At 51.8% G+C, this 17,971-nt stretch carries 14 protein-coding genes; 11 read left to right on the top strand and 3 right to left on the bottom strand.

The genetic code is table 11. The features are described from left to right. Window position 1: 1 nt before the first annotated feature. A complete protein-coding gene (locus tag BBD42_RS02615; RefSeq protein WP_056042834.1) occupies window positions 2-538 on the bottom strand; it encodes a helix-turn-helix domain-containing protein in 537 nt (178 codons plus the stop codon). Window positions 539-739: 201 nt separating this feature from the next. Between BBD42_RS02615 and BBD42_RS02610 the strand changes: the two genes are divergently transcribed. The 5 genes from BBD42_RS02610 (at window position 740) to BBD42_RS02590 (ending at window position 9,386) form a co-directional block, all read left to right on the top strand. Continuing rightward, entirely contained in the window at window positions 740-1,600 is an 861-nt protein-coding gene (locus BBD42_RS02610; protein WP_099516868.1) for a VOC family protein, read from the top strand. Window positions 1,601-1,606: 6 nt separating this feature from the next. Next, window positions 1,607-2,689 carry an LLM class flavin-dependent oxidoreductase gene (locus BBD42_RS02605; RefSeq protein WP_099516867.1) on the top strand — a complete coding sequence of 361 codons (1,083 nt, stop codon included), beginning with the start codon at window positions 1,607-1,609 and terminating at the stop codon, window positions 2,687-2,689. 399 nt (window positions 2,690-3,088) lie between these two features. Then, the gene (locus BBD42_RS32645) at window positions 3,089-7,048 is read left to right on the top strand and encodes a S8 family serine peptidase (RefSeq protein WP_099516866.1); all 3,960 of its coding nucleotides are present in this window, start codon (window positions 3,089-3,091) and stop codon (window positions 7,046-7,048) included. Window positions 7,049-7,348: 300 nt separating this feature from the next. Then, on the top strand, window positions 7,349-7,987 hold the full coding sequence (locus BBD42_RS02595) for a GNAT family N-acetyltransferase (protein WP_099516865.1): 639 nt from the start codon (window positions 7,349-7,351) through the stop codon (window positions 7,985-7,987). A gap of 85 nt (window positions 7,988-8,072) precedes the next feature. After that, entirely contained in the window at window positions 8,073-9,386 is a 1,314-nt protein-coding gene (locus BBD42_RS02590; RefSeq protein ID WP_150131498.1) for an S-layer homology domain-containing protein, read from the top strand. Between the two features lie 69 nt (window positions 9,387-9,455). Here the strand turns inward: BBD42_RS02590 and BBD42_RS02585 are convergent, their stop codons facing one another. After that, window positions 9,456-10,391, bottom strand: coding sequence for an MraY family glycosyltransferase (locus BBD42_RS02585; protein ID WP_099516863.1), 936 nt, complete (start codon window positions 10,389-10,391; stop codon window positions 9,456-9,458). Window positions 10,392-10,689: 298 nt separating this feature from the next. Here BBD42_RS02585 and BBD42_RS02580 point away from each other — a divergent pair, with 298 nt between their 5' ends. Next, window positions 10,690-12,567, top strand: a complete 1,878-nt coding sequence (locus tag BBD42_RS02580) for an AbfB domain-containing protein (protein WP_237163488.1) — start codon at window positions 10,690-10,692, stop codon at window positions 12,565-12,567. Between the two features lie 264 nt (window positions 12,568-12,831). Here BBD42_RS02580 and BBD42_RS02570 read toward each other — a convergent pair whose 3' ends face one another. Then, window positions 12,832-13,353 (bottom strand): MogA/MoaB family molybdenum cofactor biosynthesis protein, encoded by a 522-nt coding sequence (locus BBD42_RS02570; protein WP_056043023.1) that lies wholly within the window; start codon window positions 13,351-13,353, stop codon window positions 12,832-12,834. A gap of 386 nt (window positions 13,354-13,739) precedes the next feature. On the opposite strand from BBD42_RS02570, the gene BBD42_RS02565 reads away from it, so the two are divergent. The 5 genes from BBD42_RS02565 to rpmG all read left to right on the top strand — a co-directional run bounded on the left by BBD42_RS02565 (window position 13,740) and on the right by rpmG (window position 17,971). After that, on the top strand, window positions 13,740-14,456 hold the full coding sequence (locus BBD42_RS02565; RefSeq protein WP_099516860.1) for a metal ABC transporter ATP-binding protein: 717 nt from the start codon (window positions 13,740-13,742) through the stop codon (window positions 14,454-14,456). After that, window positions 14,393-15,352, top strand: a complete 960-nt coding sequence (locus BBD42_RS02560) for a metal ABC transporter permease (protein ID WP_099516859.1) — start codon at window positions 14,393-14,395, stop codon at window positions 15,350-15,352. The genes BBD42_RS02565 and BBD42_RS02560 overlap by 64 nt, the downstream gene beginning before the upstream one ends. Then, entirely contained in the window at window positions 15,336-16,451 is a 1,116-nt protein-coding gene (locus tag BBD42_RS02555; RefSeq protein ID WP_237163341.1) for a metal ABC transporter substrate-binding protein, read from the top strand. Before BBD42_RS02560 ends, BBD42_RS02555 begins: the two co-directional genes overlap by 17 nt. 89 nt (window positions 16,452-16,540) lie before the next feature. Further along, on the top strand, window positions 16,541-17,776 hold the full coding sequence (locus BBD42_RS02550; RefSeq protein WP_099516857.1) for a GTP-binding protein: 1,236 nt from the start codon (window positions 16,541-16,543) through the stop codon (window positions 17,774-17,776). 45 nt (window positions 17,777-17,821) lie between these two features. Continuing rightward, on the top strand, window positions 17,822-17,971 hold the full coding sequence (rpmG, locus tag BBD42_RS02545; protein ID WP_074905075.1) for a 50S ribosomal protein L33: 150 nt from the start codon (window positions 17,822-17,824) through the stop codon (window positions 17,969-17,971).

The following is a 17,971-nucleotide window of genomic DNA, read 5'->3' as shown; positions in this document are numbered from 1 at the left end:
GCTAAACCAATTGCGTATCGTTATTGATGGAAATGAGCACAATGGCTGTATCCTCGCCAATATTTTTGGCGTAGTGGGGCATGCAGGCTTTCCAGCTAAAGGAATCGCCAGCGTAGATGGTCGCCGATTCGTCTCCCTGCTCTACATAGATTGTGCCGGAGAGGAGGAAGTGGATTTCCTCGCCCGCATGGGCATGCGCTTCTGCCGTCGAAGCGCCGGGCTCAAGCTCGACGAGCATCATTTTGACAGATCCGCGCTCGCTGAGCTGCTCGACCTTCATCTTTCCGCCGCCATACAAGGTGTGCCGACGTTCATCCTTGCGCAAAATCTGCATTCGCTCATCCTTCTTAAGCAGCAGGAAGGCGAGCGGAACGTTCAGCGCGCCCGCAATATGATCGAGCGTAGAAATAGATGGCGATGTTTTGTTATTTTCGACTTGGCTCAGGAAGCCTTGCGATAGTCCAGTAGCCTCCGCAATCTGCTGGATGGAAAGCTGTTTCTTCTTGCGAATTGTGCGAATCGTATTGCCAATATCCATGAGTACCTCCTGAAACATTGGTTGCCGCTTAACCGATGTCGTTAAGCTGTGATGGCTTTGCTGGCTGATTTGTGCATGTGGCGTTAAGCTTCATCCATAGTAGCAAATGTTTTATTGACTTGCCAGCATGAGCATGATAATATTTCTCATATAAAACATATATTCTTATAACAAATATATCAGATAAAGAGGCGATGGACAATGACTATTTCCATTCATCCGGCTGCACATATTGGATATGTGAAGCTTAAAGTAAGTAATATGGAGCGTTCGCTCCTTTTTTATAAAGCGGTTGTTGGCTTTAAGGAGCTTTCCCGCAGCGGAAACGAAGTACAGCTGACGGCTGATGGCAAGCGGCCGCTGCTCATATTGCAGGAGCAGCAGGGTGCGGTTGTTTTGCCGGAGCGTGCAGCTGCGGGACTGTATCATTTTGCAATTTTATTGCCGAGCCGCGAAGCGCTAGGGCTTGCTTTGCGGAATTTGGCAAACCATAATGTAGCCGTCGGACAGGGCGACCATTTGGTTAGCGAAGCTTTGTATTTCAATGATCCAGACAACAATGGCATTGAGATTTACCGCGATCGCCCGCGTGAGCAATGGGAGAAGCTGGAGGGCGGCGGCTATAAGATGGCGACTGATCCCGTTGACATTAAAGGGCTTCTGGATGCTTCCGAAGGCAAGGCATGGAATGGACTGCCGGAAGACACGGTCATCGGGCATGTGCATTTGCATGTAAGCCATCTGTCGCAAGCTCAGCAGTTTTATTGCGACACATTAGGCTTTGATATTATTTTCAATATGGGCGGCTCCGCATTGTTCATTTCGGCGGGCGGCTATCATCATCACCTAGGCCTGAATACTTGGGCAGGCGTCGGTGTTCCGGCGGCTCCAGCGAATGCGGCAGGTTTGGACTACTACACAATTGTGCTTCCTGATCAAGCAGCGATGGACGAAGTGCTGGCTAGACTGGGGCAAAAGCAAATACAATTCCGCAAGCAGGCAGATGGCTGGATGGTCACAGATCCTTCTGGCATATCCAGTTTGCTGACGATTGGTGGGTAAGTGGAGATGGAGAAGCAAACAGAAGGTCAACAGGAACAGGCCGCTATTGAAATTGGCATTTATACACTAGGCGATATATTGCCTGATCCTCATACATTGGACACAATAAGTGCAAAGCAGCGGATTCAGGATATTATTGCAGCGGCAAAGCTGGCGGATGAGGGAGGCCTCGATATATTCGGCTTGGGCGAGCATCATCGCCATGATTTTGTCGTTTCGGCTACGCCGGTTATGCTGGCAGCTATTGCCCGGGAAACGGAGCGCATTAGGCTGTCGAGTGCGACTACCGTGCTAAGTACGGTTGATCCGGTGCGCTTGTTTGAGGATTATGCGACGCTTGATTTATTATCTGATGGACGCGCGGAAATTATTGCAGGACGCGGTGCTTTCGTCGAATCGTTCCCGCTGTTTGGCTATGAATTGAGCGATTATGATGAGCTGTTTAGCGAAAATCTGGAGCTGTTCGGCGAGCTAGGCCGCCAGGATACGGTAACCTGGCAGGGCAAGCATCGCCCTGCCCTTCGGGCAGCCGCGATTGCCCCGCGTCCAATTCAGCCGCAAATTCCGGTATGGGTTGGCGTTGGCGGATCGCCGCAGAGCGCCGTGCGCGCAGGGGAATTTGGCCTCGGCATGATTATGGCGATTCTTGGCGGTTCACCGGACAGGTTTAAGCCGCTCGTCGATCTTTATCGCGAAACGGGAATTGCGTCGGGCTTTGATGCAGCGAGCTTGAAGGTTGGCGTCACTGGCCATAGTTATATCGCGAAGGATAGCCAGCAGGCGCGTGCGGAATATTTCCCCTATTATACGAATTATTGGTCGCATATGAACCGCCAGCGCGGCAGTGATTTCCAGATTACGAAGGAGGAGTTTGCCGATATGACGGCGCCGGATCAGGCCTTGTTCGTCGGCAGCCCTGAGGAAATAGCTGAGAAGATTATTCGCCAGCATGAGCTGTTCGGGCATCAGCGTTTTATTGCCCAGCTCGATATTGGCGGCATTCCTTATGCGAAAGTTGCCGAAAGCATCGAGCTTTTAGCCGGGAAGGTCGCACCTATGGTGCGTGCAGCGACAAAAACGAAATCATAATTTGAACCGCATCCGTGCTGATTTTGCCGAAAGCTGGCGCTTAACGGCACGCCATTCATAGATTCATAGAAAATCTGGCAGACGCTGCTTTACAGCGTTTTCCAGATTTTTTTTTTATATAAGCCGATTATAAATTTCATACTTATAATCGGCTTATATTTCACGGAATGAAACGCGCCGCGTCGCCAAAGGACGGCGACAGCCGTTTCACCTTGTATGCTCCAAAACATTTTCAATAATCAGACGATTCTACAATTTTCTCGCAAACGATCCTTTACAATAGATTTTAGCGAACTTAGAAATACATATTTATGGATGAAAAGGTAATTTGTGATATGAGATAGAAGGGAGGATCGGTTAGCAGTTCAGTAGAGGGCAAAGAAAAATAGGAGGGATTTCATGCAGCAATGGTTTAAACGCAAAACAAGTCGGAATAAGCCATTATCTATTTTAATCGTTATGGCGCTTTTGCTCACCTTATTGTTCCCCGCGGGAGCTATGGGGGCGGAGGCGGCGCCGCAAAGCATTAAATCTTCCATTTTGTCACAGCAGCTGAAGCTGCCAAAATCGGCCTATCAGCAAGTAGATTCAGCTGGCAAGCAGGAGTCGGCAGGCTTGCTTGGTGCTCAGGGTGAGCAGCGCTTCAAGCTGGAAGCGGCGAGTGGCTCCGAAACTACGGGTTCTGCAGCAGAGGGAACAACGCCATTATTCAAAAATTATGTGCCGCATTCGGACAGTGGCCAGACGATCAGCGTCATCGTTGAGCTAGCTTCTGATCCTATTGCTGTACAGAGCGTCAAGGCACAGCAAGGACAGGCTAAGTCTATTGCCAACTATCAGACGATTGTGAAGCAAGAGCAATCCAGCTTTGCCGCTGCTGCGAGGAAGCTGAATGTGAAGCTCGGGCGCCAGTACGAGCAAATTTTCAATGGCTACTCGGTACAGGTTCCGGCCAATCAGGTGGACAAGCTGCTGGCACTGCCTGGCGTGAAGGCGATCTACCCGAATACGGAAATCAGTATAGACCCGCTGCCAAGCGTGGAGGCGAGAATGGACGAAAGTGCTCCATTTATCGGTGCCCCTACTTATTGGGACAGCGGCCTAACGGGGGAAGGCATTAAGGTTGGTGTGATCGACAGCGGTATTGACTATCTCCATCCAAGCTTAAAGGATGCTTATAAGGGCGGCTATGATTTTGTCGACAATGACAATGATCCGTACGAGACGCTTCCCGATCCGAATGATGCCGAAGTGGCAACCTCCCACGGCACACATGTGGCTGGTACCGTGGCAGGGCGCGGAGATCCGGGAAACCCGGATAGCGAAAGCGGCTGGGTCAAAGGCGTCGCATACGGTGCAGATATTTATGCTTACCGCGTACTGGGGCCGAAAGGCAGAGGTTCAACCGAAAACGTCATTGCCGCGATGGAGCGATCGGTTACTGACGGGATGGATGTCATTAACCTTTCGCTGGGCGATGACTTTAATGACCAGTTCGAGGCTAGCGCCGTCGCGCTGAATAATGTGATGCTGGCAGGCGTCGTGGCGGTTGCGGCGAACGGCAATGATGGACCAGAGCCGTATACGGTTGGTGTTCCAGCTACTGCAGAGCTGGCGATTTCCGTCGGTGCATCTTCGCCGCCACTATCGGTGCCAGTGCTGACAGGAACTGGTGCAGGCCGCATTTATGGTACGTACATGGCCTATTCTCCAGAGCTTGGAGATTTGGAAAATAGTGCACTGGAGCTTGTATATGCCGGCTTTGGAACAGCGGCAGATTTCATTGGCAAAGAGGTGACGGGGAAAGCTGCCCTCATTTCACGGGGCTCCATTACTTTTGGAGAAAAGGCGCTAAATGCTTTAAATGCCGGAGCTGCGGCTGTCATTATTTATAACAATGCGACAGGCGAATTTAGCGGAACGCTCAATGCCGGAGTCGATTATGTCCCAACGCTTAGCATCTCGCAGGAGGATGGACTTGCGCTCAAAGCGAAGGTTGACGCAGCTGGGGCTGGCGGGTATTCGATCGACTTCAGCACAGTGATAGAGCAGGATATGATGGGAGATTTCAGCTCGCGCGGCCCATCGCTGCCGGGTCTGGCTATTAAGCCGGATATAACGGCGCCAGGTGTAGCCATTCGTTCATCCATACCTGCGTATGGCGGCGATTATACGGATGCTTATGAAAATAAGCAAGGCACGAGCATGGCAAGCCCGCATATTGCAGGTGCTGCGGCGCTGCTGCTTCAAAAGAAGCGGGGGCTTACTCCGTTTGAGGTGAAGGGGCTGCTGATGAACAATGCGAAGAAGCTGGCAGATCGCAGCGGCGAGCGTTATTCGCATATGGATCAAGGGGCAGGACGGATTGACTTGGAGCAAATCTCCCATGCCAAAGCGATAGCGCTCGTGGAAGAAACGACGGTTGCGGTAGCAGGATCAGCCGCTACATCCTATTTGACGGGCAGCTTATCTTTCGGAGCGCTGGCCGCCGGGACTGAGTCGGCAAAAACCATTCAAGTAAAGGATATTTCCGGAGCAGGAAGCTCGTATGCCGTATCGACGATATGGTATGGCGAGGCAGCGGGCGAGCTGAGTGTTAGCGAAGAACAGTTCGCGTTGGCGGCAGGAGGTACTGCTTCCTTCGATGTAGCGCTGCATGTAGCTGAAGCAGCAGCCGTTGGCCGTTACGAGGGCGAGGTCGTCATTCAAGGTGCAGGACAGACGATACAGCTTCCGCTAGCTGTCTATGTGGGCGATGTGGAGCTTCCGGCAAAAGTATCGGAAATCACGCTTGAACCGTTTCTCTTTTCGCCAAATGGTGATGGGGCAGCGGATACGACCGACCTTAAGTTCCGCGTAAATGCCACGCTGCCGTATTTTTCACTGGATGTTTATGCGGTTTCGGGAAGCAATTTGTCCTGGAAAGGGGTCATTGTGGAAAGCGCGCAAGGGATTAGCCCGGGCAGCTACATCGTTGAAGGCTGGGACGGGGAAATATTGACGGCACTTGGCCCTCAGCAGCTTGGGGAAGGCCAATATGTCGTCGTGCCTTGGGTTGGTCTTGGGAACGAAGATTATTTGCTGGACCAGCTGGCCGAATTTATCGTGGATGTGCAGGCTCCAGTTGCGGAGCTATCTGATCCGCCGATTGCCGTTACGGGCAGTGAGGGCGTGATTAGCGGGCGGATTATTAGCGACCGACTCATTACTTTGTTCGGCGATTATTCGGCAGTGGGCGCTGCTGCGATAGCTGAGGATGCAAAAGGCGATTTGCAGCAGTATGATGCGACGATTGCAGCAGACGGGCGTTTTGAGATTCCGGTGCCAATTGTCCAAGGAAGCAATACATTTGACGTGTATGTGTATGATGCCGCCGATAATGGCGTCATTGAGCCAGCCTTTGTTGTCCATTATGAGAGTACGGCTCAGCAGCCTGCCACATTAGCGGCGGTTGCTTCAAAGTCCAGCGTACGGACAGGAGAAACCTTTGACATTGATGTGAATTTTGCTCATGTTAAGGGTTTGTATGCGGCGCAATTCAGCTTGACGTATGACAGCTCGCTGGTGAAAGGCTCAGTGGAGCCAAGCGTTGCATTGTCGACCTACCAGCAGCAGGCGAATCCTGGCGGATCGCTTATCGTAGATGAGACGATTGTCGATCTCGGCAACGGCACTGCAAGGAGCGATTATGTCATATCCTTGACCGGAGATCATAGCGGCTACAGCGGCTCCGGGACGCTGGCAACGTTCCATTTTTCCAGTGGCAGTACCGGAAAACGGGATTTTAAATTGTCCAATGTAAGGGCATTGAACAGCGACACGCAAGAAATCTCCTACAGCAGCGTGAGTGACGCATCTGTTACGGTGACGGCGGGTCCTATTGAGCCGGAACATCGGATTACAGGCAAAATAACGGCTGAGGCTTTCGGCAGCGGTGTGAATTACAGCGAGACTTGGTACCAAGGTGCCGATGGCGTTCATAAAGTTGTCGTAGAGGCCATTACAGCAAGCAAAGAGGTTGCAGCTGTCGGTGAAGTGAAGGCGGATGGAAGCTATACGCTGCTTGTCCCAGCGGGCACTTACACGGTGCGCGTAGTAGCGCCAGGCCATGTGGCTTCGGCTGCTTCGGTGACGGTGGCAGGCGAAGATACGACGCTTAATGTCGGACCGCTTCTGGCGGGCGACGTAAATGGCGACGGCAAAATCGATCTGGCCGATCTCCAGCTTGTTGCCAAGCAGTTCGGCAAGTCGCGGAGCACGAGCTGGGCAAATGCGCAAGCAAGCGCAGCGGATATTAACCGGGATAACGCGGTTGATCTGCTCGATATTTCCTTCGTTTTAGGCAACTTCAAGCTGTAAGCGGCAAGAGGTAAAGGAAAAAGGCAAGAAACAAGTAAGAAACAAGAAACAAGAAACAAGTGACAAATGGCTGATCATGAAACCGTGGTGAAACAATGGAAGGGGAGCGCGACCGGCTCCCCTCTTTATTTGCAGGATGCCACATAGGTATGGTTGAAATCTGAGCCTTCTCTTTTTTAATAGGCTGTTTTCTGAAATATGGTAGCAAAATAAAAACAATTATAGTGATTTTACCCTCGCAATAGATTCTCTTAGAGAGTTATTATAGACATTAGTATAGTTTATAGAGGGAGAATTATCATGGACACTAATACTCGTTCCGTTCCAGAGGAAAATGCATTTACGATTGACTGCAAGGATGTGATTCTAAGAGAATTCTTGGCTACTGATTTAGATCATTTTCATTCACTCACCTGGCAACCTGAAATACATGAGTATTTGCCAGGCTGGAACGTATCTAAAGAGCAGCGGAAAGATTGGTTTATCAACTATGAAATTCCAGAGAACAAACAGTTTTTCAATACGGTATCGAAAGGTGAAGACATTGGTGATCTCCGTCTTCGATTAGGAATTATTTTGAAAGAGACTGGAGAATTTATCGGTTGGTGTTGTTCAGGAATGAAAGACGAATTACCACCGCCAAACAGAGAAATCATGTATGCAATTTCAAAAGATCATAGAGGCAGAGGTTATACAACCCAAGCCTCACAAGGAATGACTAATTATTTATTTGAGAGTACGAACGTAGAGGTGCTTAGTGCTATTGCTCTAATAGACAACATTCCGTCAAATAGAGTAATAGATAAATGTGGTTTTAACTTTCAGAGTATGATCGAGATCGATAACGAAAAATATAACTATTATAAACTTGAAAAAAAAGATTGGGCAGGCAACCTAACAACTTTTAGACCGCTTCCGCATAATAGCAATACTCTTTAAGAAAACCGCCTTTTAAAAAATAATATTTGGTCACAAGGCAAGCGATGGGCATGGCGTAAAAAGCCGAGGACAGGAGAGATGGGATTTGAGAGGGAGTCTGCATTCAAAATGGTTGTTCTTGATGGGGGCTGGCCTGCTGGCCGCTGCATGGCTGGGAATTGGTACGGTTGCCGCCGCGGTAGCCGAGAAAGTGGAGGCAGACAAGCTGCCGCAAATTCGCATTGTCCCTTCTGCGGGCCAGGTGAAGGCTGGCGAGGAGTTTGAGGTCGCCGTATGGCTGCAAGGGTTTAAGGGGAGCTACGGCGGAGTCCAGGGCTATGAGGTACATATGAAATACGATACGGAGCGGATAACGCCTGTAGTTGAAAAAGGGGCGGGGGCGCTGCTGCGGCCTGCAGTATTTGCAGCTTCGGCGAGCCCCATGCAGCTGCTGAACAAGCTTGATGCAGCAGCAGGTCTGATTCAGATTGCCGAGGCGACGGCCCAGCGCGGCCCGGCATTATTTTCAGGCTACGGCAAGCTGGGCAGTGTGGCCTTCAAGGCGGTGAAGGATGGAGCAGCGAGCTTCAGCTTGGCGAAGTCGATTATTATTTTGCCGGATAATCCGGGACGTAATATCCAGCATAGAGTGACTGAGCCAGTCGTCAGCATTGGCGCCGGACCCGTAAAGGAAGGTGCGGCGAAAATCGTTGGACAAGCGCCTGCGAAAGCTGCTGCCCAATTGACCGTGGAGCAGCGCCTTAAGCAATTCAAGGATTATGAAGCAGTTGCAAAGCTGAAATGGGCTTCCGCAGCTGTCGGGGAGCTGGCACTGGAGCAGGTGATGCAAGGTACGGCCGCTGGCGCTTTTGAGCCGGGGCGCCTAATGACGCGGGCAGAATTCGCGAAGGCCGCTGTACTGGCATTTGAGCTGGATATGAAGCAGCAGTCCATCCCTGCTTTTACCGATGTGGGCAAAAGCGATTGGTCATACGACTATGTGGAGACGGCTGCGGCAAGTGGCCTGCTGCAAGGTGTAGAGCGGTCGCAAGGCAGCGCTTTTCTGCCGAACCAGCCGATTACGCGGGCGGAAATTGCTGCCGTGCTGTCGCGGCAGCTTAAGGCGCTCGGCGCGGCGGAGGCCGCTTCTTCCGCAGCAGCTGCAAAGCCTGCAACGGGAGAAGCAGCGGAAGCCTCGCCGGCAAACGAGGCCAAGCAAGCTGGCGTGCCGGGAGAAGCCTCGTCCGCCGGGCATCCGTTTAGCGATATTAGCGGGCACTGGGCAGAGCAGGATATTGCGTATTTGTACGGGCAGGAGCTGCTGCAAGGGCGGACGGACAAGCTTTTTGCTCCGGGCGAGCATGCGATACGTGCCGAAGTCAGCGTGCTGCTGCACCGCGTGATGCAGCGCTTGAATTAACAGCCGCTATTCAACGCAGCCATGAAAAATCCCCCTGCCACGCGGCAGGGGGATTTTGTATAACACGCGCTATACCGGAATCATAAGCAAAATAATCGAAAATAGCGAGAAGCATACGCTAATCAAGAATAAAAATGACAATACCTGCTTAGGTTTGAGGCCGGAATGCAGCAGACGGTAATGGACCTGTGTCGCATCTGCCTGATAGATCGGCTTGCCCTGCATCATGCGCTTGATTACGACGAAGATGTTATCGAAGATCGGTACGCCAAGCGCTAAAATCGGAATGAATATCGACAGCACGGTCGCCTGCTTGAAGGCGCCATCGAGGGCAATAACCCCGAGCATGAAGCCGAGGAACGTCGCGCCAGCGTCGCCCATAAAAATTTTCGCCGGAGGCTTGTTGTAACGCAAGTACGCAATCGCAGCTCCGATCAAAATAATAGCCAGCATCGCGGAATCGCTTTGTCCCTTGGTGAGGGCGACAATAAACAGCGTCACAGCTGAAATCGTCGACAGGCCGCCCGCCAAGCCATCCATGCCATCCGAGAAGTTAATGACGGTCGTTACGCCGAAGATCCATAAAATCGTCAGCACGAATTGCAAAGCATAAGGCAGGTTGACGAACTCCCCGCTAAGCGGATTATAGAAGCCCTCGAACGAAACCCCTGCGAAAAATACGATTGCTGCGGCTGACACTTGAACGAGCATTTTCGGCAGAGACGGAAAATCCTTGCCATGCGTCTTGTACCAATCGTCAATCGTGCCAATAATGAGCAGCAAAATCGAGCTTATAATAATAGCTACTGTTTTCATTGTAATTTCATCTACAAACACCAAATACGTTGCCATGAAGCCGACAAAAATAGCATAGCTCGCCGTGAGTGGAATCGGCTCTTTATGTATTTTGCGTTCGACATCCTTGCGGGGCTTGTCCACAAAATCGATGCGGAAAGCGAGCTTGCGAAGCGGAGGAATAAGCAGCAGCACAATAATGAAAGACATTGCAAATGCAGCAGCGTAACTAATCTAGATCATCTCCTGAATGTATAAATATAAAAAAATGGGCAGCAAAACTAGCAATCTCTCAAACTAATAAAATGTTACAATAAACGAGTTTGAATAGCAAATTTCTGATAAAGTACTCATTTTCTGTCCCTTTTCGGCCGTAGTCCAAATCGTTCACCCTTCGCCGGATTGTTCAATTGAAATCGCTTACATAAATGTTAGTATAAGGGGTGTGTGCTGCCAAGGCGAGCCAGGCGGCGCATCATTATAAAGGAGGAGTTCAAGCATGGTGATTATGGGAAAAAGAAGTCTGATCGCTGTTTTGCTGCTTACTCTACTGCTTTCGATTGCTGCCGGAGCGATTCCGGCGGGCCGTGCCAACGCTGCAAGCGTCAGCATTGTGAACGGGACGGATTGGAAAGACACCGCAGGCAATCCAATACTTGCGAACAGCGGCAACATTTTAAAAGTCGGTTCTACCTACTATTGGTATGGCGAGCATGCAACGAGCGGAACCTTCGATGCTGTTAACGTGTATACATCCAGCGATCTCAAAAATTGGACCTTCCGCAGCAGCGTGCTGACTAAAACCTCGGCAACGGAGCTGAATACGAGCAAGATTGAGCGCCCGAAGGTCATCTATAACGCCGCAACAGGCAAATATGTGCTTTGGATGCATTACGAGAATGGCAGCGATTATTCGCTCGCCCGCGTTGCGGTTGCGACGAGCTCGACGCCGGACGGGGCGTTTACGTATCAGGGCAGCTTCCGGCCGCTGGACTACGAGTCACGGGATATGACGGTGTTTGCCGATACCGACGGCAGCGCCTACCTCATTACCGCTTCAAGGAAAAATGGCGGCGCCAACGATACGATGGCGATTTTTAAGCTGAATGCCAATTTCACCGGCGTCAGCAGCTTTGTCGGCTGGATTTATGAGAACGGTTACCGTGAAGCGCCTGCTGTCGTGAAGAAAAATAATACGTATTATTTATTCACCTCGCAGGCTTCGGGCTGGTATCCGAATCAAGGCGGCTATTCTACAGCCTCGGCGATGAATGGCACATGGTCTGCAATTTCGCCCTTTGGCGATCCGGCAGCTTACAGCTCGCAGATTGAAAATATTATGACCGTGACGGGCAGCTCTGCCACCACCTACATCTATATGGCGGACCGCTGGAATCCGCTCAATCTCAGCGATCACAAATTCATCTGGCTGCCGCTTACGCTGAATGATGCAAGCAGCAGCGCAACACTTGACTGGTACAGCTCATGGGGCATTGATGCAAGTACTGGCGCGGTCACGCTGCCCTCACAGGTCAACCATGCGCTAGGCAAAACCGCGATCGCCAGCAGCACCGCCTCTGGAAGCAGCGCAGCAAATGCCAATGACGGCAATGCCCAAGTATCATGGGCAGCTGCAAACAACAGCTGGCCTGCATGGTGGCAGGTGGATTTTGGCGCACCGAAGACGATTACCGAGGTCGACATTTCGTGGTTTATGTATAAGGGCTCCGAGGGCTATTACAAATATAAAATCGAAATCAGCAACGACGGCGTGAATTACGCCGCGATCGACCGCACAACGAATACCGCATATGGCTTCACGACCGATGCGGTACATTTTACGGCGCGATATGTACGAATTAATATGGTGAATGCCGTGCTGTTTAACAATCCGGGCAACTGGTATACGCCAACGCTGCATGAGGTTCGACTGTTCGGACCAGCGACTGCCGAGGCGACGGGCTACAGCACTTTTGAAGCGGGCGCTCTTACTGGTTACTACATTCGCCACAGCAACTTTATTGGGCGCGTAGATGCGAGCGTATCGCCTGTCGCGGACTCGCAGTTCCGTGTGGTGCCGGGACTTGCGAGCTCGTCATCGGTATCGATGGAGTCGATCAATTACCCGGGCTATTTTTTCCGTCGCAATGCCAGCAACCAGATTGTGCTGCAGCAATATGATGGATCGGATGCCTTCAAGCAGGATGCGACCTTCAACATCGTCAGCGGGCTCGGAGACAGCACGAAAATCTCCTTCGAATCGTACAGCCAGCCGGGCTATTACGTTCGCCATTATAACTATGTGCTGCGGCTGGATGCCTTGAGCGCGCTCACTACAACGACTGCCAAAAACGACGCGACGTTCAAACGAACAAGCTATTCCTAAAACTTAGGGAAAATGATAGGCGGAGGGCTGAATAGAGCCTGAAAAAAGAGGCGCGAGAAAGAGTAGAAAGAGATGGGGAACAAGAGAAAGAGAGGCCTTCCCCTCTTTCTCTTGTTTTTATGGATGGATAGTGGCTTCATATATTTTTGCAGCTTCTCCATTAAAGGGGTAGCCCTTGGTGAGATACGTCCAATCATATTTTTCATAATAGCCTTCCAAATCGTGCTTTATTTCCTCGCAGCTCTGGGACGATATTTAAAGCCGTTAGCGGATATCCTTATAAATTTCCCGCATCACATGACCGAGTTCAGGAACGATAATGCGTTCGGCCGCGAGCCGGACTGCGCCGCTGGAGCCGGGCATGGAGAAAATCGCTGTATCCTCGTAGACGCCAGCAATCGCCCTGCTTAAAATCGCCGCCGTGCCGATATCTTCAGCAAAGCTCAAATAGCGAAAAATCTCGCCAAATCCATGCATTTCCTTGTCCAGCAAATCTTTTACAGCCTCATAGGTCGTATCGCGCTTGGCAATGCCCGTCCCGCCATTGAGCAAAATCGCCTCAACTGCCGGGTCCGAAGCTCCGCTGCGCAGCGCGGACTGGATTTCGCTGTATTCATCCTTGACGATGGCGTAGCGCGTCGTTTGATAGCCGCCTGCCTTGAGCAGCTCTATAAGCAGCGTGCCGCTTTTATCGGTAGAAGGCGTACGTGTGTCAGATACGGTAATGACCATGCAATTGACGGTCGAAGGCGCTTCCTCGCGATGTTGTTCAACGGATGTACTCATCGGAAATGTAAACATCCTTTCTTGGCAAGCTATGCCGGAAAATATTTGAATAATGACTTTTATTGTATACTGGATCTGGCCTCGATGCCAGCGCATGTCTGGGATATTCATCCGTATAAGGCGATGGGGCTAGCCCAAAATAGGCAGTTGACGAATGAAAATCTGCTTGGTATACTCATTAAGCGTAATTATTACTATTAAATAAAATGTTAACGGATAACAAGTCGCTGCTGGCGATTTCTTTTTTAAGATAATATCGTAATTATTACGATTAATCGCAAACGGCTGCCCCCATCCCCTGGCGGCAAAGCTGCCGTTTCACGGGTGAAACTTATAAATTCATATATTTTTAAAAAATAACGTTGGAGCAGAAGGAGTGAGACCGCGTGCAGATTGCTACTTTAAAAAAGGTCGTATTCGGCTACGGCAGCGTGCCGAGTCTGAATGAAGCCGATATGGCGATTCATGCCGGCGAATTTATAGCGGTAACCGGGCCTAACGGCGCCTCAAAGACGACGCTGCTTAAGCTGGCGCTGGGCTTACTAAAGCCATGGAGCGGGGAGGTTTACTTGGCGAAGCATGGTGCGAGCGGCAAGAAGCTCGTGATCGGCTATGTGCCGCAGCAGATTGCGGCGTTTAACAGCGGCTTTCCCAGCACGGTGCTGGAGTTCGTCAGGTCAGGCGCATATGAGAGCGGAGCTTGGCTGCGGCGGCTGCGGCCGCAGGAGCGGGCTCGTGCAGAAGAGGCGCTGCGCCAGGTCGGCATGTGGGAGCAGCGCGGCTGCAAAATCGGCGAGCTCTCAGGCGGACAGAAGCAGCGGGTGTGTATTGCCAGAGCGCTGGCCCAGCAGCCTGATCTGCTCGTTATGGATGAGCCGACAACCGGCATGGATGAAGCGAGCCGTAGAGGTTTTTACGAGTTAATGCATCATCATGTGCAGGCTCATGGACGGACGGTTGTGATGGTGACCCATGGACTCGAAGAGGTCCGGCCTTATTTGGACCGAATAATTGAGCTGGAACGAAAGGGGGAGGGAGGATGGAAATGCTGCACTACGACTTCATGCAGCGGGCATTTTGCGCCGGAGGCATCATCGCTTTAGCCGCTTCAGTACTGGGCGTACATTTAATGCTGAGACGCCAGGCGCTGATGGCGGATATGCTTTCCCATGTATCATTAGCTGGCGTTGCCGCGGGGGCCTATCTAGGCTGGAATCCTTCCTACGCCGGGTTCGCTGCTGCTGTAGCGGGAGCGATAGCGGTTGAATATATTCGGCGCTCCTACCGAGCCTACAGCGAAATGTCGATTGCCATTATTATGATTGGCGGCTTGTCGAGCGCAGTTGTGCTGATGGGGCTGAATAAGGGAATGAACAAAAGCTTCTCCTCGTATTTATTCGGCTCCGTCGTCGCGGTGAATGAAGCCGAGCTTATGCTCATGCTCGGTGCGGCGGCAGTAGGCGCGATCTTTTTTATTTTGCTGCGCAGACCGCTGTATCAGATGGCTTTCGACGAGGAAACGGCACAAACGAATGGCATTCCCGTCCGGCTCATCTCCATGCTGTTCAGCATGGTGACGGGCATGATTGTCGCTGCGGCTATGCCGATTGTAGGCGTGCTGCTCGTATCGGCGCTGATCGTGCTGCCTGCGGCGCTGGCGGTTCGCCTTGCCCGCAGCTTTGCGGCAGCGCTCATTATTGCGATGCTGGCCGGCGTGTCGGGCGTATTTACCGGACTGACCGCCTCTTATGAGCTGGGAACGCCGCCGGGCGGAACGATCGCCCTATTTTTGCTGGCGCTGCTGATCCTTGGCATTGTATTGAAGAAGGTATCCGTAATCGCCGGCAAGCTGGGCAATCGGCAAAATCGCACCCTCATCAACCATCATCAAACGGGGCAAGTGGCGAAGCAGGACGCTTTTCCCCGTATGAAGAGCAACAAGCTGGATGCACCAGCTACTCACACACATGGAGGTACAGAAAATGAAAGTTATGTTTAGTAAAATTTCTTTGTTATTAATGGCAGCGGTGCTGTTGTTGTCGGGATGCGGCGCGGCAGGAAGCTCGAATGGGGCGAATACAGTTGGGGCGCAGTCAGATAATGGAGGTGCTGCTTCGTCAGAGCCAAGCGTTTCGCCAGCTGCGGGGGAGACGGAAGCCAAGAAGCTGCAAGTCGTTACTACCTTTTATCCCATGTATGAATTCAGCAAGCAGGTGGGCGGCGAATATGCCGATGTAACGGCGCTTATTCCGGCCGGCACGGAGCCGCATGACTGGGAGCCAAGTGCCAAGGACATGGCGGTGCTGAAAGAGGCAGATGTATTCGTATATAACGGCATCGTAGAAGGCTGGGCGGAACAGGCGCTAGACAGCGCGGCTAATGAGAAGCGCATCGTCGTGGAAGCGAGCAGCAGCATTGAACTAGCAGAGGGCGAAGAAGATGGGCATTCGCATGGAGAAGAGGCGCACGGAGCTGAGAGTGATGCAGATGCGGATGCGGAACATGATCATGACCATGCTGCCGAGCATGAGGAAGCTGCTCACGAGGAGGAGCATGATCACGCTCATGAGCATAGCCTCGATCCGCATGTATGGCTGAGTCCAAAGCTGGCACAAGCAGAAGTTGCAGCGATTCAAGAGGCGTTCGCGAAAGCAGATCCCGCCCATGCCGACAACTACAAAGCGAACGCTGATGCTTATATTGCCAAGCTTCAAGAGCTTGACGAGGCTTATAAAACAGGGCTTGCAGGAGCGAAGCGTTCGGAGTTTGTTACCCAGCATGCGGCTTTTGGCTATTTGGCGCGTGAATACGGCTTGACGCAGGTGCCGATTTCCGGCCTTTCTCCTGACCAGGAGCCATCCCCGGAGCAAATGGCGGAAATTGTGAAGCTGGCGAAGGAGCAGCAAATAAAGACGATATTTTTCGAAACGTTGGTTGATCCGAAAATCGCCAGCACGATTGCAAGCGAAATCGGCGCCAAAACAGCTGTACTTAATCCGCTTGAAGGGCTGACAGAGGAAGAAGCGGCAGATGGGCTCGATTATATTGGTGTAATGAAAAATAACCTGGAAGCACTGAAGCTCGCTTTGAACGAATAAGGCAGTTTTAAGCCGTAGCCAGCAATAGGCCATCTAGCGTTTAGGCCAAGCTATTTACAAGCTATATATGAAGGGAAGCGTGAGAACGAATGGACAAGGAAGCAGTAGTGGAGAAACAAGCAGGTTTTAAAATTCCCGTAACGGTGCTGAGCGGTTATCTAGGGGCAGGCAAAACGACGATTCTCAACCATGTGCTGAACAATCGCGATGGCCTTCGGGTGGCGGTCATCGTCAATGATCTTAGCGAGGTCAACATCGATGCGGCTTTGGTTCAAAAAGAAGGCGGGCTGTCCCGCACCGATGAGCAGCTGGTGGAAATGTCGAATGGCTGCATCTGCTGCACGCTGCGCGAGGATTTGCTGCGCGAGGTGGAGCGGCTGGCGAAGCAGGAGCGCTTTGATTATATTTTGATTGAATCGACAGGCGTGGGCGAGCCGGTTCCCGTTGCCCAAACGTTCACCTATATTGATGAGGAGCAGGGTATTGACCTGTCACAATTTTGCCGCTTGGACTGCATGGTGACGGTCGTTGATGCGTACCGCTTCTGGCATGACTATGCCTCTGGCGAGACGCTGCTTGAACGCAGCCAAGGGGCGCATGAGGAAGATCACCGGGAGGTCGTTGATCTGCTGATCGACCAAATTGAATTTTGCGATGTGCTGCTGCTAAATAAATGCGATCTGGTGAGCGAGGAGGATTTGGACGAGCTGGAAGGCGTGCTTCGTACACTTCAGCCGCGTGCCAAGCTGATTCGCACCGAGCAGGGCAAGGTAGATCCTGCGGAAATTTTGAATACCGGCAGATTCAACTTTGAAGAAGCCAGCGTATCGGCTGGCTGGATGCGGGAGCTGAATGCCCCAGTACATACGCCAGAAACGGAAGAATACGGCATAGGCTCATTCGTTTATGTGCGGGCGAAGCCTTTTCATCCGGGGCGCTTGATGCATTGGATGGAGGAGTGGCCTTCGGACATTATCCGGGCCAAAGGCATTATGTGGCTGGCAACCCGCAGCTTGCAGGCGCAGAGCATTAGCCAGGCGGGGCCGTCGATTCAATTTGGGCCTGCTGGGCTGTGGGTGGCTGCGCTTCCTGAATCAGAGCAGCACCTGCTGCTTGAGTCGGAGCCTGAGCTGGCGGACAGCTGGCATCCGATGTATGGCGACCGAATCAATAAGGTTGTGTTCATCGGAATCGATTTGCAGCGCGCCGAGATTGAAGCCACGCTTGACGAGTGCTTGCTGACGAAGGAAGAGATGAAGCAGGATTGGAACAGCCTTATTGATCCGTTTCCACAGTCGCAGCAGGAGGCTTGCGCGATAAATTAAGGAGACAGGCCGTTCAATAATATGTTATAAAAGGAGGTGAGCCTAATGAGAGTAACTGTAACGTTGGCATGTACGGAGACGGGTGACCGCAACTACACGACCTCCAAAAATAAACGTACGACCCCGGAGCGGCTGGAGATGCGCAAATACAGTCCTCGCCTCAAGCGGGTAACTGTACACCGGGAAACGAGGTAG

This window comes from Paenibacillus sp. BIHB 4019 (assembly GCF_002741035.1).
Classification (GTDB): Bacteria; Bacillota; Bacilli; order Paenibacillales; family Paenibacillaceae; genus Pristimantibacillus.
Note: the sequence above shows the minus strand (reverse complement) of the source record. Positions and strands in the feature narration are given on the sequence as shown.

Excerpts from the sequence above, each read along its gene's own strand:
- BBD42_RS02615 (WP_056042834.1), bottom strand. The coding sequence starts at position 538 with ATGGATATTGGCAATACGATTCGCACAATTCGCAAGAAGAAACAGCTT.
- BBD42_RS02610 (WP_099516868.1), top strand. The coding sequence starts at position 740 with ATGACTATTTCCATTCATCCGGCTGCACATATTGGATATGTGAAGCTT.
- BBD42_RS02605 (WP_099516867.1), top strand. The coding sequence starts at position 1,607 with ATGGAGAAGCAAACAGAAGGTCAACAGGAACAGGCCGCTATTGAAATT.
- BBD42_RS32645 (WP_099516866.1), top strand. The coding sequence starts at position 3,089 with ATGCAGCAATGGTTTAAACGCAAAACAAGTCGGAATAAGCCATTATCT.
- BBD42_RS02595 (WP_099516865.1), top strand. The coding sequence starts at position 7,349 with ATGGACACTAATACTCGTTCCGTTCCAGAGGAAAATGCATTTACGATT.
- BBD42_RS02585 (WP_099516863.1), bottom strand. The coding sequence starts at position 10,391 with ATGTCTTTCATTATTGTGCTGCTGCTTATTCCTCCGCTTCGCAAGCTC.
- BBD42_RS02580 (WP_237163488.1), top strand. The coding sequence starts at position 10,690 with ATGGGAAAAAGAAGTCTGATCGCTGTTTTGCTGCTTACTCTACTGCTT.
- BBD42_RS02570 (WP_056043023.1), bottom strand. The coding sequence starts at position 13,353 with ATGAGTACATCCGTTGAACAACATCGCGAGGAAGCGCCTTCGACCGTC.
- BBD42_RS02560 (WP_099516859.1), top strand. The coding sequence starts at position 14,393 with ATGGAAATGCTGCACTACGACTTCATGCAGCGGGCATTTTGCGCCGGA.
- BBD42_RS02555 (WP_237163341.1), top strand. The coding sequence starts at position 15,336 with ATGAAAGTTATGTTTAGTAAAATTTCTTTGTTATTAATGGCAGCGGTG.
- BBD42_RS02550 (WP_099516857.1), top strand. The coding sequence starts at position 16,541 with ATGGACAAGGAAGCAGTAGTGGAGAAACAAGCAGGTTTTAAAATTCCC.
- rpmG (WP_074905075.1), top strand. The coding sequence starts at position 17,822 with ATGAGAGTAACTGTAACGTTGGCATGTACGGAGACGGGTGACCGCAAC.